Origin of the sequence: Rhizobium sp. BR 250 (genome assembly GCF_047445855.1) — a bacterium.
Taxonomy (GTDB): Bacteria; Pseudomonadota; Alphaproteobacteria; order Rhizobiales; family Rhizobiaceae; genus Agrobacterium; species Agrobacterium tumefaciens_I.
The window spans coordinates 26,036-38,899 of the sequence record NZ_JARWKW010000001.1 but is presented as its reverse complement, the minus strand read 5'-3'; the positions used below and the strand labels follow the sequence as shown (position 1 = coordinate 38,899).

10 protein-coding genes and 1 pseudogene are annotated in these 12,864 nt (G+C 61.2%); 7 read left to right on the top strand and 4 right to left on the bottom strand.

The features are described 5' to 3' along the window. Positions 1-19 precede the first annotated feature (19 nt). Both QD336_RS00210 and hspQ read left to right on the top strand, forming a co-directional pair. The gene (locus QD336_RS00210) at positions 20-940 is read left to right on the top strand and encodes a DMT family transporter (protein WP_499168766.1); all 921 of its coding nucleotides are present in this window, start codon (positions 20-22) and stop codon (positions 938-940) included. Between the two features lie 87 nt (positions 941-1,027). After that, positions 1,028-1,357, top strand: a complete 330-nt coding sequence (hspQ, locus tag QD336_RS00205) for a heat shock protein HspQ (RefSeq protein WP_269341068.1) — start codon at positions 1,028-1,030, stop codon at positions 1,355-1,357. A 102-nt stretch (positions 1,358-1,459) separates the two neighbouring features. On the opposite strand, the gene QD336_RS00200 is transcribed toward hspQ, so the two are convergent. Beyond that, positions 1,460-2,116, bottom strand: a complete 657-nt coding sequence (locus QD336_RS00200) for an invasion associated locus B family protein (protein WP_004442311.1) — start codon at positions 2,114-2,116, stop codon at positions 1,460-1,462. Positions 2,117-2,422: 306 nt separating this feature from the next. Between QD336_RS00200 and QD336_RS00195 the strand changes: the two genes are divergently transcribed. The 3 genes from QD336_RS00195 to QD336_RS00185 are packed head-to-tail and all read left to right on the top strand — an operon-like array spanning position 2,423 to position 5,959. Beyond that, positions 2,423-4,270 carry an extracellular solute-binding protein gene (locus tag QD336_RS00195; protein WP_269341067.1) on the top strand — a complete coding sequence of 616 codons (1,848 nt, stop codon included), beginning with the start codon at positions 2,423-2,425 and terminating at the stop codon, positions 4,268-4,270. Between the two features lie 36 nt (positions 4,271-4,306). Then, the gene (locus tag QD336_RS00190; RefSeq protein ID WP_269341066.1) at positions 4,307-4,975 is read left to right on the top strand and encodes a DsbA family oxidoreductase; all 669 of its coding nucleotides are present in this window, start codon (positions 4,307-4,309) and stop codon (positions 4,973-4,975) included. Positions 4,976-5,026: 51 nt separating this feature from the next. Beyond that, positions 5,027-5,959, top strand: coding sequence for a DMT family transporter (locus QD336_RS00185; RefSeq protein ID WP_499168764.1), 933 nt, complete (start codon positions 5,027-5,029; stop codon positions 5,957-5,959). A gap of 58 nt (positions 5,960-6,017) precedes the next feature. Here QD336_RS00185 and QD336_RS00180 read toward each other — a convergent pair whose 3' ends face one another. Beyond that, positions 6,018-6,362 (bottom strand): hypothetical protein, encoded by a 345-nt coding sequence (locus QD336_RS00180; protein ID WP_013636325.1) that lies wholly within the window; start codon positions 6,360-6,362, stop codon positions 6,018-6,020. Between the two features lie 185 nt (positions 6,363-6,547). Between QD336_RS00180 and QD336_RS00175 the strand changes: the two are divergent. After that, positions 6,548-6,705 (top strand): annotated as a pseudogene (locus QD336_RS00175) (bifunctional diaminohydroxyphosphoribosylaminopyrimidine deaminase/5-amino-6-(5-phosphoribosylamino)uracil reductase RibD); the annotation flags it as partial. A gap of 49 nt (positions 6,706-6,754) precedes the next feature. On the opposite strand, the gene mfd reads toward QD336_RS00175, so the two are convergent. Together mfd and QD336_RS00165 are read right to left on the bottom strand one after the other, a co-directional pair. Next, positions 6,755-10,252: a transcription-repair coupling factor gene (gene mfd / locus QD336_RS00170; protein ID WP_499168763.1), complete on the bottom strand. Its 3,498-nt coding sequence runs from the start codon at positions 10,250-10,252 to the stop codon at positions 6,755-6,757. Positions 10,253-10,255: 3 nt separating this feature from the next. Next, positions 10,256-10,567, bottom strand: a complete 312-nt coding sequence (locus QD336_RS00165; RefSeq protein ID WP_499168762.1) for a succinate dehydrogenase assembly factor 2 — start codon at positions 10,565-10,567, stop codon at positions 10,256-10,258. Between the two features lie 189 nt (positions 10,568-10,756). Between QD336_RS00165 and recG the strand changes: the two genes are divergently transcribed. Continuing rightward, entirely contained in the window at positions 10,757-12,862 is a 2,106-nt protein-coding gene (gene recG, locus QD336_RS00160) for an ATP-dependent DNA helicase RecG (protein WP_499168760.1), read from the top strand. Positions 12,863-12,864 lie beyond the last annotated feature (2 nt).

The window sequence follows — 12,864 nt, the reverse complement described above, 5'->3', positions numbered from 1 at the left end:
CCGAATGTGACATAAGCCCATGCCGACGAAGCCAGCATCTCAGCCCACACGCCTCACGGACTGGCTCATTTTTCTAGCAGTGCCGCTCTTTTTTTCCAGCAATGTCATTTTTGGCCGGGGCGTCGTCGGCGAGGTCTCGCCCTTCATCACCGCCTTCATCCGCTGGATGGGCTCTACCCTCATCATCGCCCCCTTCATGATTGCCGACTGGCGCAACTGCCTTGCCTTCCTGCGGCGGAAAACGATGCTCTGGCTTGTGCTCGGCATTCTCGGCATGGGCATCTGCGGCGGCGTGGTCTATTGGGGCCTCACCATGACAACGGCCGCCAACGGCACGCTGATCTACACCACCTCGTCGCTGTTCATCATCCTGTTCCAGCGCGTCTTTCAGGGACGTCCGATCCGGAAACTTGAAGTGGTGGGCATGGTCATTGCCTTTGCCGGTGTCGCGGCCATCGTGCTCAAGGGCGATATCTCCGCTCTCAGGCACATGAATTTCAACATCGGCGATTTCGCGATTTTGACGGCGGCGATCGCCTTTGCCATCTATTCTCTGCTGCTGCGCGATCCCGCGGCGCGGCAGATGGCGTCCTTCAGCCTTTTCGGCCTGATCGCATTTTCCGGCGCGCTGGTGCTTTTGCCTCCGGCGGCACTGGAACTTGCCCAAGGCGGCATGCTGCCCGCCACCGGCGCGGCCTGGGCGAAGATCGGTGGCATCATCCTCTTCGCCTCGCTTCTGGCCTTTTATTGCTTCACCCATACGGTGCGCGTTTTTGGACCCGCCACGGCCGGCATCACGCTATACATGATGCCGCCGGTCTCGATCTTGATGGCGACGCTGTTCCTCGGCGAAACCTTCGAGACCTATCACGCCATCGGCATCGTGCTTGTCACCGGCGGCGTCATCCTCGCCACAGCACCGATCGGCAGAAAACGCTGAGCATGGCGGCTGACCGGCGTCAGAACCGCTAGGTCTTGATATTTCGCGTTCCGACACCAACTAGTATTGGGAAAGGAAGTACATGCCATGAAACACAGAAACGCAAAATTCACGCTGGGCGAGATCGTCCGCCACAAGGTGTTTCCGTTCCGCGGTGTGGTGATCGACGTGGATCCGGAATATGCCAATACCGAGGAATGGTGGAACGCCATCCCCGCGGAAATCAGGCCGGATCGCGACCAGCCCTTCTATCATCTTCTGGCCGAAAACGAGGAGACGGAATATGTCGCCTATGTTTCCGAGCAGAACCTCGTGCACGATGAAGACGAGACGCCGCTGAGAAATCCCAATATCGGCCGCATCTTCGACAAGTCGCCGAACGGCGAATGGCGCCCAAAAATGTCGACGGCGCATTGACGCCCGCCAGACATCTCCCCACCCTCCCAGGGGCATAAAACGCGCATAAAAAAACCGGTCTGTCGCCAGACCGGTTTTGTCATTGTCGATGCTTTGCAGCGATCAGGGCTTCGGCGCGCCCTTGGCGGCGTCCTGAGCGGCTTCCAGCTTCTTGCGGGCCTCTTCAGCCTTCTTCTGCATGCCTTCCTGCAGGCTGCGCTGGCTTTCGGCCAGCTGCGACTGGGTGATCGCCGGGCCGTCATAGGCGCCGGTGAAGCCGGAGAGCGCGATCTTGATGGGGTTCGGCGCGCGGCGGAAGTTGATGGAGGTGAAGACCACCTCGCTACCCTTCTTCAAGGAAGCGATCATGGCGTCCGTCAGCGGAACTTCGGCCGTGCACTTGTCGGGAAGGCAAACGGCGTAGTCGAGCTTCTGGCCCTTGCCGCCGTCGATCTGCATCATCACGCCCGGAGGAATGAGACGCGCGGTCGGAACGGAAACCTGCAGCAGCTTGCGGTTGACCTTGCCTTCAACGGTGATGAGGCCGACAGCGGTGATCATCTGGCCGTTCTGGGCGAGAACCACGTTCTGCACGACGCAGACATCGTTGTCTTCCTGCTTGGAGCAGGTCTTGAACCAGCCGAGCGGCGGGGCGCCAGCGCCCTGAGCGGCCGGAGCAGCATCCTGCGCCTGCGAAATGGCCGGAGCGGAAACCGCGCCCAGAGAGAGGACCAGAGCGGACAGAGCCGTCCGGGTGAATGTGTTTGCCTTGTGCATCATAAGAGTTCCGTCTCCTGAATGTCTGCCAGAACAGAACCGTTAAGACCCTGTTCGCCGATGGCGGTATCCTTCTGCCCGTTCAACTGTCGTTTAAATGAGGCAAATGCGTGACCCGTCTCTTCCGGCCACCCTGTTACATGCCGATCGCGGCGATATCCAGCACTTCTTTAACTTTTTCTTGAGCGGACCCAAGATTTCCCGCCCTTGCATGGGTCATGCAATATCCGTGTGCTACATATCTGCCAGAATCATGACGATAAACGGGTCGTGACGCACATCGGACGGACAGTTAGACAGGATAGTGACATGCGCAACCTTGCGGCCCTCATCCCCGCATTGTTCCTTTTGGGATCATCCCTGCTTCCCGCCGGGAACGCCCTGGCGCAACCGCTGCACGGCATCTCCATGCATGGCACACCGGAGCTTCCCGCGGACTTCAGGCACCTGCCTTATGTCAATCCGGACGTAAAAAAGGGCGGCCGCATTTCCTATGGCGTCGTCGGCACCTTCGACAGCCTCAATCCCTTCGTGCTCAAGGGAATGCGCACCACCGCGCGCGGCGTCTGGGACCCGGAATTCGGCAATCTCCTCTACGAATCGCTGATGCTGCGCTCCAGTGACGAGCCCTTCAGCCTTTACGGTCTGCTCGCCGAAACCGTGGAGTGGGATGAGGAGCGCAGCTTCATCCAGTTCAACATCAATCCGAGCGCAAAATGGTCCGACGGCCAGCCGGTGACGCCGGATGATGTGATCTTCACCTTCAACCTCTTGAAGGAAAAAGGGCGGCCTCCGTTCAACAGCCGTCTGGACGGCGTGGCGAAAATGGAAAAGGTCGGTGATCGCGGCGTGCGTTTCACCTTCAACGACAAGGCGAACCGCGAAACGCCGCTCATTCTCGCCTCCTCCACGCCGATCCTGCCAAAACATGCGATCGATCCGGAAAAATTCGAGCAGGCAGGCCTTGGGCCGGTTGTCGGCTCGGGTCCATACCGAATCAAGACCCTGCGGCCGGGCGAGCGAATCATCTGGGAACGCAATCCGGATTATTGGGGCAAGGACGTTCCCGGTAAGGTCGGCTTCGACAATTACGACGAGATCAGCGTGACCTATTTCCTTCAGGTCACCACCATGTTCGAGGCCTTCAAGAAGGGTGATATCGACATCTATCCCGAAGGTGACGCCATCAACGGCACCTCTGATACGTCCCATTGGGGACAGGCCTATAATTTCCCGGCCGTGCATCGTGGCGATATCGTCAAGGACGTCTTCCAGCCGCGTCTGCCGACGGGCATGTTCGGCCTCGTCTTCAACACCCGCCGCGCCGTCTTCGCCGATGAAAAGGTGCGTGAAGGCCTGTCCTATGCGCTCGATTTCGAATGGCTGAACCGGAACATCCTCGGCGGTTCCTTCAAGCGCACCCAGAGCTACTGGCAGAATTCCCCGCTCGGCGCCTATGGCAATGCCGCAGATGAACGCGAGCTTGCCCTGCTTGGCGACGCGGCGAAGACCATGCCCCCGGAATTGCTGGCCGGCACCTATGCCATGCCGGAGACCGACGGCACAGGTGCGGACCGCAGGGTTCTGAAGATGGCCGTCGACAAGCTGAAAGAGGCCGGATACCGGATCAAGAATGGCAGGATGTCCGACGCCAATGGCCGTCAGCTCGCCTTCGAGATCATGACCCAGAACCCGGCGCAGGAACGCATCGCGCTTGCCTATCAGCGCTCGCTGAACCTGATCGGCGTCGCCATGGGCATCCGCTCGGTCGATGACGGGCAATATCAAGCCCGCTCGAACAGCTTTGACTACGACATGATCATCCGCTCCCTGCCCTCCTCGCTTTCGCCGGGCATGGAGCAGCTGAACCGCTGGAACTCGCTTTCGCGCGATGCGCAGGGCAGCTTCAACTATGCGGGTGCAGCCAATCCCGATATCGACCGGATGATCGAGGCGCTGCTGCAGGCGCGCTCGACGGAAGATTTCCAGGCGGCAGTGCGCGCCTATGACCGTCTGCTCGTTGCCGGCCACTACATTATTCCGCTCTATTACATCGGCGCACAGTGGGTCGCGCGCTGGAAATATATCGACCGCCCGGATATGACACCGATATCAGGCAATCAGAAACAGACCTGGTGGGATGCGCGGGCGCAATAGCCTGCCGTCGCCAGGTCCAGAGCAAGGAACTAAGCCATGGAACGCATCGTCATCGACGTGGTATCGGATATGGTCTGCCCATGGTGCTATCTCGGCAAGGCCAGGCTCGATCTCGCCATTGCCGAGGTGCAGGATGAAATCAGCGTCGACGTGAACTGGCGCCCCTATCGCCTCAACCCGGACTATCCGCCGGAGGGCGTCGACCAAAAAGCGGCTCTCGAGGAAAAGCTTGGCAAGGAGCGTCTGGAACAGGCCCATGCCACGCTGGTGCAGCTCGGCAAGGAAGTCGGCATCAACTACGATTTCGATGCGATCAAGATCGGCCCGAACACGCTTGACGCCCATCGCCTGTCGCTCTGGGCCCATTCGGAAGGCCGCGACGTGCAGGAAAAGGTCGTGACCGGCCTGTTCAAAGCCAATTTCGAGGAAGGCCGCAATATCGGCGACCACGCCGTATTGGCTGACGTCGCCGCAAAGGCCGGCATGGATGCGAAAGTGGTCGAGCGGCTGCTTGCCTCCGATGCGGACAAGGACACGGTCGTTGCAGAAATAGACGCCGCGCAGCAGATGGGTGTCGCTGGCGTGCCGTTTTTCATCCTCGATCAGAAATACGCCATAAGCGGTGCACAAACGCCTGATGTCCTGATTGCTGCACTGCGGGATATTGCAAAAATCAAGGCGGACGAGCATAGATCGATGAACTGACGGTCGAACCACCGGCGGTTTTCAGCAACTCGATTTTTCGCCGGTGTTTCCGTGTCCGACAAGACCCTGAAAGGCATTCTGCTCGCCTTTGCCGCCTTCGCTGCCTACGCCTGGAGCGATGCCAGCGTTAAACTCATAGAAGGCCAGATTTCGCCGATCGAATCGGCCTTCTTCGGCGCCCTGTTCGGCCTCATCGCCCTGCCCTTCATCCGCAAACGCAATGATCGCTGGGTGGATGTGGTGAAGACGACCAACCGGCCCTTGTGGATCATCCGCTTTTTTGCCGCCGGCACGGGTGCGGTCGGCAGCGTCACTGCTTTCACCCATCTTTCCATGGCCGAAGCCTTCGCGCTGATCTTCCTGCTGCCTTCCTTCGTTACCATCATGTCGGTGGTGTTTCTGAAGGAACAGGTCGGCATCCGCCGCTGGTCGGCCGTCATCATCGGTTTTCTCGGGGTGCTGGTCATCCTGCGGCCGGGCTTCCGTGAACTGGGCGTCGGTCACCTCGGCGCCATCATCGGCGGCTTCAGCGGCGCGCTCAGCATCGTCATCTTCCGCGCCATGGGCCCGTCGGAAAAGAATGTCTCGCTATATGGGGCCGGCGTGCTGGGCTGTCTCACCATCAGCGGCATCGCCATGGTGCCCACCTTTGTCATGCCGGGCGGCGAGCAATGGCTGCTGCTGGCGGGATATGGCCTGCTTGGCGCACTTGGCAACGTCCTGGTCATGTATGCCGCCCAATATGCGCCTGCCGCCATGATTGGCCCGACGCAATATAGCCAGATGCTCTGGGCCATCCTGTTCGGTTATCTGATTTTCGGTGACCGTATCGACAGCTGGATGCTCGTCGGCATCGCCCTCATCGTCGGCTCCGGCCTGCTGACACTGATCCGCGAGAAGCAGAGAAAAGTGCCGCTGCCCGCCTCCATCGCCGCAACTGACCAGAACGTGGCCGTGGGGATCACACCGGAAGACGGACGCTGACGCCTAAAGAATGCGAAGAACCGGCGACGCGTATTCGCGTCGCCGGTATGGCATTCGGTCAATCACAAACCCTGACCCGATACATGTCGCCCCAGGCATTCTGCCTCCAGGCCACGTGGCAGCGCGGATAGACCGGCTGGTAAACAACTGGCGGGCCGTAGGCCGGTGCAGCATAAACGGGCGGACCGTAGGCGGGCGCGTAATAGGCGGGGCCATAAGCGTAACCGGGATGTCTTGCCCCGGCGATAAGCGCTCCGCCGATGATCGTGCCGGCAATGCCCGCGGCAAGGCCACGGCCGAAATTATTGCGCGCTTCCGCCTGGCTGGTGGTGGCAATTGTGGTGCCCGCAATTGTCAAAGCAACCAGACCAGCGGTGGCAAACCTGTTGATGTTGGTCCACATCGTCCTGCTCCTTCATGACCCGGCGGCGTCTACTGATCCGCCGCACCGGGTACGAAACTGAGACTACGCCCACGAAGGCTACCGGCAGATGTCCGTTTCGTTACATCGCGGTAATTTTCGCTGAAGGGAGCGGGTTGGGTTTTCGGGGTTTGGCCATTTGGCAACTAACCGAAGGTGGGTGCGGTTTACCCCCCTCTGCCCTGCCGGGCATCTCCCCCTCAAGGGGGGAGATCGGCAGGAGGCTCTCTCGTCGCTTCGTCCTCAGACGTTGAGATAGGGGAAACCTCGCCGCAGATCGATCTCCCCCCTTGAGGGGGAGATGCCCGGCAGGGCAGAGGGGGGTGAAGCCACACGCACCTAGGCCTGCTGTGAATGCTCCCGAAAGCTCAAATCTACGACCGCGCCAGTTCAGCAAGCTGCGTCATGATCATCGCCGCACCCGTCAGCCGCTTTTCCGGCGTCGGCAGATCGCGGTTGAGGAACAGGCTGTGATCAGGACGGATCTTCGCCATCGATCCCTGCTTGCCGATGTAACCGACCAGCGCTGCCGGATTGGGGAATTCCTTGTTGCGGAACTGCACGACAACACCCTTCGGCCCGGCATCCAGCTTCTCGACATTGGCAATGCGGCAGAGCGACTTGATGTAGACGATCTTGAGGAGATGCTGCACCTCTTTCGGCAAGGGGCCGAAACGGTCGATCATTTCCGCACCGAAACCGTCGATCTCGCTGATATCGGCAAGCTCGCCGAGACGGCGGTAAAGACCCATGCGCAGATGCAGATCGGGAACGTAATCCTCCGGGATCATGACGGAGGTGCCGACAGAGATTTGCGGCGACCAGCCGCTATCCTGCACCTGCTCGTCGCCCTTCACCTCGGCAACCGCCTCTTCCAGCATCTGCTGGTAAAGCTCGAAACCGACTTCCTTGATGTGGCCCGACTGTTCTTCACCGAGCAGATTGCCCGCGCCGCGAATATCGAGGTCGTGGCTCGCCAGCTGGAAGCCGGCACCGAGCGTGTCGAGCGATTGCAGCACCTTCAGCCGGCGCTCGGCAGTCGTTGTCAGCACCTTGTTGACCGGCAGGGTGAAGAGCGCGAAGGCACGTACCTTGGACCGTCCGACACGGCCGCGCAGCTGGTAAAGCTGGGCGAGACCGAACATATCGGCGCGATGCACGATCAGCGTGTTGGCAGTCGGCACGTCGAGGCCGGATTCGACGATGGTGGTCGACAGCAGCACATCATATTTGCCATCGTAGAAGGCATTCATGATGTCTTCGAGTTCACCCGCCGGCATCTGGCCATGCGCCACCGCTACCTTCAGTTCCGGCACATCCGATTGCAGGAAAGCGTGAATATCGGCGAGATCGGCAAGGCGGGGGCAGACGTAAAAACTCTGGCCGCCGCGATAGTGCTCGCGCATCAGCGTCTCGCGGATGACGAGCGGGTCGAACGGCGAAATGAAGGTGCGCACCGCCATGCGGTCCACCGGTGGCGTGGTGATGAGCGAGAGTTCGCGCACGCCCGTCATCGCCAGCTGCAACGTACGCGGAATGGGCGTCGCAGACAGCGTCAGCACATGCACGTCGCTCTTCAGCTCCTTCAGCCGCTCCTTGTGCTTCACACCGAAATGCTGCTCTTCGTCGATGATGAGCAGGCCGAGATTGGCAAAGCTGATGCCCGCGCCAAGCAGCGCATGGGTGCCGACAACGATATCGGTCTTTCCATCCGCCACTTCCTTTTTCGTCAACGTCAGTTCCTTGGAGCCGACAAGGCGCGAAGCCTGCTGCACCCGGATCGGCAGGCCACGGAAACGTTCCGAGAAAGTGCGGAAATGCTGGCGCGAAAGCAACGTAGTCGGCACCACCACCGCCACCTGCACGCCATTCATCGCGGCAAGGAAAGCGGCGCGCAGCGCCACTTCGGTCTTGCCGAAACCGACATCGCCGCAGATGAGGCGATCCATCGGCCGGCCGGCACCGAGGTCCTCGCGAATGGCCTCGATGGCGTTCAGCTGGTCTTCCGTCTCATCATAGGGGAAACGGGCAGCGAATTCGTCATAAAGCCCGTCCGGCGCCGCCAGCACCGGCGCATGGCGCACCAGACGCGCGGCCGCAATGCGGATAAGCTCGTCGGCCATGTCCAGCAGGCGCTTCTTGAGCTTGGCCTTGCGCATCTGCCATGCGCCGCCGCCGAGCTTGTCCAGCTGCGCTTCCGCCGCATCCGAGCCGTAACGGGAAAGAAGATCGATGTTTTCAACCGGCAGGAACAGCTTGGCATCATCGGCATAATGCAGTTCCAGACAGGCACGCGGCGCACCCGCCGCCTCGATTGTCCGCAGGCCGACGAAGCGGCCGATACCGTGTTCGGCATGGACGACCAGCGAGCCCTCATCCAGCCCCGCCACTTCCGAGATGAAATCCGCGCCGCGCTTGCGGCGCTTGGAGCGCCGCACCATGCGGTCGCCGAGAATGTCCTGCTCGCCGATGACAGCGAGCGTCCCGGTTTCGAAACCCGCTTCGAGGCTGAGAACCGCCGAGGCCGCCTCGCCCTTGCCGAGCTTCTCCACTTCTTTGAGCGAAGTGACCGGCTTGATCTTCTCAAGCCCGTGTTCGTTGAGCACCTGCAGCAGCCGGTCGAGCGAACCTTCCGACCAGCCGGTGATCAGTACCTTCCAGCCCTTGGCGCGGCGCTCGGCAATATGCTTCACCGCGAGATCAAAAACATTGACCCGTTCTTCGCGCTCACCTTCGGTTGGCGGACGCGCCCAGCGCGGCCCGACATGGGCGTCCAGCGTGGCGACCGGGCGACCTTCGCTGTCCTGCTCGTTGAAGGGCGTCAGGCGAACGGCGTTGACGGCGGCGAGCGCGGCATCAAAGCTCTTGCCGTCGAGATAGAGCTGGCCGGGCGAAACCGGCTTGTAGGGCGCACCCTGCGTCGACCCCTTGGTTTCACCGGAAGCACGGCGCGCATCGTAATAATCGAGCACCAGCTTGGAGCGCTCTTTTGCCGCCTCGCGCGCCGTGTGATCGGTGACGATGCGGAAGCCCTTCAGATAGTCAAAGGCGGTTTCCAGCTGTTCGTAAAACAGTGGCAGCCAGTGCTCCATGCCGGCATAACGACGGCCCTCGGAGACGGCCTGATAAAGCGCATCGTCACGCGTCGCCGCGCCGAACAGCGACAGATAATTCTTACGGAAACGGCTGATCGTATCCGGCGTCAGCGTCACTTCGCTCATCGGGTTCAGATCGAGCGAGCGCGCCTGGCCGATTGTGCGCTGACTGGCGGGATCGAAGGTGCGGATGCTTTCCAGCGTATCGCCGAAGAAATCGAGCCGCACCGGCTCTTCCGTGCCCGGCACGAAAACATCGAGAATGCCGCCGCGCACGGCGAATTCGCCCACTTCACGCACCGTCGCCACCCGGTCGAAACCGTTGCGCTCCAGCCGCGCGGCAATCTCTTCCATGCGGATCTGGTTGCCGGGCCTGGCCGAAAAGCCGAGGCTCTCGATGATGTCACGCGGCGCCATTTTCTGCAGCATGGCGTTGACGGTGACCAGCACGATGGCCGGATGCGGTTTCTTCGCATGGGCAATGAGACCGGAGAGCGCGGCGAGCCTGCGCGCCGAGGTGTCGGCGCTCGGTGACACACGGTCATAGGGAAGGCAATCCCACGCCGGCAGCGTCATGACCGGAATGTCAGGTGCGACGAAACCGAGTATCTGTTCGAGATCGGCGACCCGCTGGCCATCCGACATCACGTAAGCCACCGATGTCCCTGCCCGCGCCATGTCGGCCAACAGCAGGGCTTCCATGCCGGAAGGCACGTTTCCGATGGTCAGCGGCGTATCGGCCGACGACACCAGCTTTGCATCGAATCCGGCTATCATGTTTCAGGCTTTCAGGGTTTCGGCGGTGACGAGATCGAAATCGGGACGGTAAGAGGCGATCTTTTCAAACAGCGGCGTCTGGAATTTTTCCGGGATGGCAAGCGCGCCCGTCACCATCTTGACGAGGTCGTTATCCTCTTCTGCCATGATGACTTCCAGCTCATCCAGCTGCTCATCGGAAAGCCCGGAAATGTTGTCTTCCGCAAATTGCCCGAGCACCAGATCCATCTCGCGAATGCCCCGGTGCCAGCAGCGGTAAAGAATCCGCCGGCGTCTCGGATCAAGGTCGGCACTCGTGCGCACCAGTCCAGTCATCGCATTCACCTTTCGGTTGACTAATCAACAACGTGTTGACTGCGACCTCCTATAGAACAAGAAGCGAACGCTTGGGAACCGGTTTTTATCGAAATAATGCCGCAGCAGTGAAAATCTGCCGGTGATAAACCCTGTTTGTCGGGCGCCAAGTCTTGCATAACGCGTCCCCTTCCCTGATTTTGCTGACCCATGCGCCCGGCCATTCTCGATCCGCTGTTTGCCTCCGTTTCCACCCTTGCCGGTGTGGGGCCGAAACTTGCCGATCTTCTGGCGAAGCTCTTGAGCCGGGAAAGCGCTGACGACACCCGCGTCATCGATCTTCTCTTCCACGCGCCGTCGAACGTCATCGACCGCCGCAACCGCCCCAGCATCGCGCTTGCCGCACCCGGCGCCATTGTCACCATCCAGGGACGAGTCGACAGGCACCAGCCGCCGCCACCCGGAAACCGCTCCGCACCCTATCGTGTTTTCCTGCATGACGAGACGGGTGAACTGGCGCTGACCTTCTTCCGCGCCAAGGGCGACTGGCTGTCCAAGGCCCTGCCTGTCGATGAAGAGGTTCTCGTCAGCGGCAAGGTGGACTGGTTCAATGGTCGCGCCTCCATGGTGCATCCGGATTTCATGGTGAAGCTTTCCGAGGCGGAAAACCTGCCTCTGGTCGAAGCCGTCTATCCCATGACCGCCGGCCTCTCTCCCAAGGTGCTGCGGCGGGCGATCGAAGGTGGGCTGTCGAAGCTGCCGGCCTTTCCGGAATGGATCGACGAGACGCTCAAGACCCGCCAGGGTTTCGGCGATGTCGCTTCGAGCTTCCGCGAATTGCACGATCCGCGCGACAGTGCCGATATCGAGCCGCAAGCCCCGGCGCGCAGGCGGCTTGCCTATGACGAATTCCTTGCCGGGCAATTGTCCTTGGCGCTGGTGCGCCAGCGGCTGCGCAAGGTGGCGGGCCAACCGATCCGCGCCAAGGGCGATATCGCCGCAAAAATCCTGTCACAGCTGCCCTTCTCGCTGACGGCAAGCCAAAGTGCGGCGGTGAAGGATATCCTCACCGATATGGCCGGCGAAGACCGCATGTTGCGGCTGTTGCAGGGCGATGTCGGTGCCGGCAAGACGCTGGTGGCGCTGATGGCCATGGCAACGGCGGTGGAGGCCGGCGGACAGGCGGTGCTGATGGCGCCGACCGAAATCCTCGCCCGCCAGCACTATGCCACCATCTCCAAACTCGCTCAGGCAGCGGGCATCACCGTCGAAGTGCTGACCGGCCGCACCAAGGGCAAGGAGCGCCGCGAGATCGAGGAACGGGTCGCTTCCGGCGAAGCGCAGATCATCATCGGCACCCATGCGCTGTTTCAGGACAGCGTGAGTTACAAAAACCTCGTGCTGGCCGTGGTGGACGAGCAGCACCGTTTCGGCGTGCATCAGCGCCTGCGCCTCACCGCCAAGGGCATCACGCCGCATATGCTGGTCATGACCGCCACGCCCATTCCACGCACGCTGGTTCTGGCCGCCTTCGGTGATATGGATGTCTCCAAGCTCACGGAAAAACCTGCCGGTCGCAAACCCATCCAGACGGTAACGATCCCCACCGAGCGGATCGGCGATATTGTCGAGCGGCTGCGCGCGGCGCTGAAAGATGGCAAGAAGGCCTACTGGATCTGCCCGCTGGTGGAGGAAACGGAAGAGTCCGACCTGATGTCGGCGGAAGAGCGACACGCAGTTCTCTCGCAGATGCTCGGCGCCAATATTGGCCTCATCCACGGCCGCATGAGCGGCCCGGAAAAAGACGCCGCCATGCTGGCCTTCAAGAACGGCGAAACCCGGCTGCTGGTGGCAACGACGGTGGTGGAAGTCGGCGTCGATGTGCCTGACGCGACAATCATGGTCATCGAACATGCCGAACGTTTCGGCCTTGCCCAGCTGCACCAGCTGCGCGGCCGTGTAGGACGCGGCGACGAGGCCTCCACCTGCATCCTGCTCTACAAAGGCCCGCTCAGCGAAAACGGTCGCGCCCGGCTCTCCATCCTGCGTGACAGCGAAGACGGCTTCCTGATCGCGGAAGAGGATTTGAAGCTGCGCGGTGAAGGTGAGCTGCTCGGCACCCGCCAGTCCGGCACACCGGGCTTCCGCATCGCCAGCCTTGAAGCCCATGCCGACCTTCTGGAAATCGCCCGCAAGGACGCGGCCTATGTCATAGAGCGCGATCCCGAACTCACGGGCCCGCGCGGCAATGCGCTGCGCACCCTGCTCTACCTGCACCGCCGCGACGAAGCGATCCGCTTCCTGCATGCCGGCTGAAA

Excerpts from the sequence above, each read along its gene's own strand:
- QD336_RS00210 (WP_499168766.1), top strand. The coding sequence starts at position 20 with ATGCCGACGAAGCCAGCATCTCAGCCCACACGCCTCACGGACTGGCTC.
- hspQ (WP_269341068.1), top strand. The coding sequence starts at position 1,028 with ATGAAACACAGAAACGCAAAATTCACGCTGGGCGAGATCGTCCGCCAC.
- QD336_RS00200 (WP_004442311.1), bottom strand. The coding sequence starts at position 2,116 with ATGATGCACAAGGCAAACACATTCACCCGGACGGCTCTGTCCGCTCTG.
- QD336_RS00195 (WP_269341067.1), top strand. The coding sequence starts at position 2,423 with ATGCGCAACCTTGCGGCCCTCATCCCCGCATTGTTCCTTTTGGGATCA.
- QD336_RS00190 (WP_269341066.1), top strand. The coding sequence starts at position 4,307 with ATGGAACGCATCGTCATCGACGTGGTATCGGATATGGTCTGCCCATGG.
- QD336_RS00180 (WP_013636325.1), bottom strand. The coding sequence starts at position 6,362 with ATGTGGACCAACATCAACAGGTTTGCCACCGCTGGTCTGGTTGCTTTG.
- mfd (WP_499168763.1), bottom strand. The coding sequence starts at position 10,252 with ATGATAGCCGGATTCGATGCAAAGCTGGTGTCGTCGGCCGATACGCCG.
- QD336_RS00165 (WP_499168762.1), bottom strand. The coding sequence starts at position 10,567 with ATGACTGGACTGGTGCGCACGAGTGCCGACCTTGATCCGAGACGCCGG.
- recG (WP_499168760.1), top strand. The coding sequence starts at position 10,757 with ATGCGCCCGGCCATTCTCGATCCGCTGTTTGCCTCCGTTTCCACCCTT.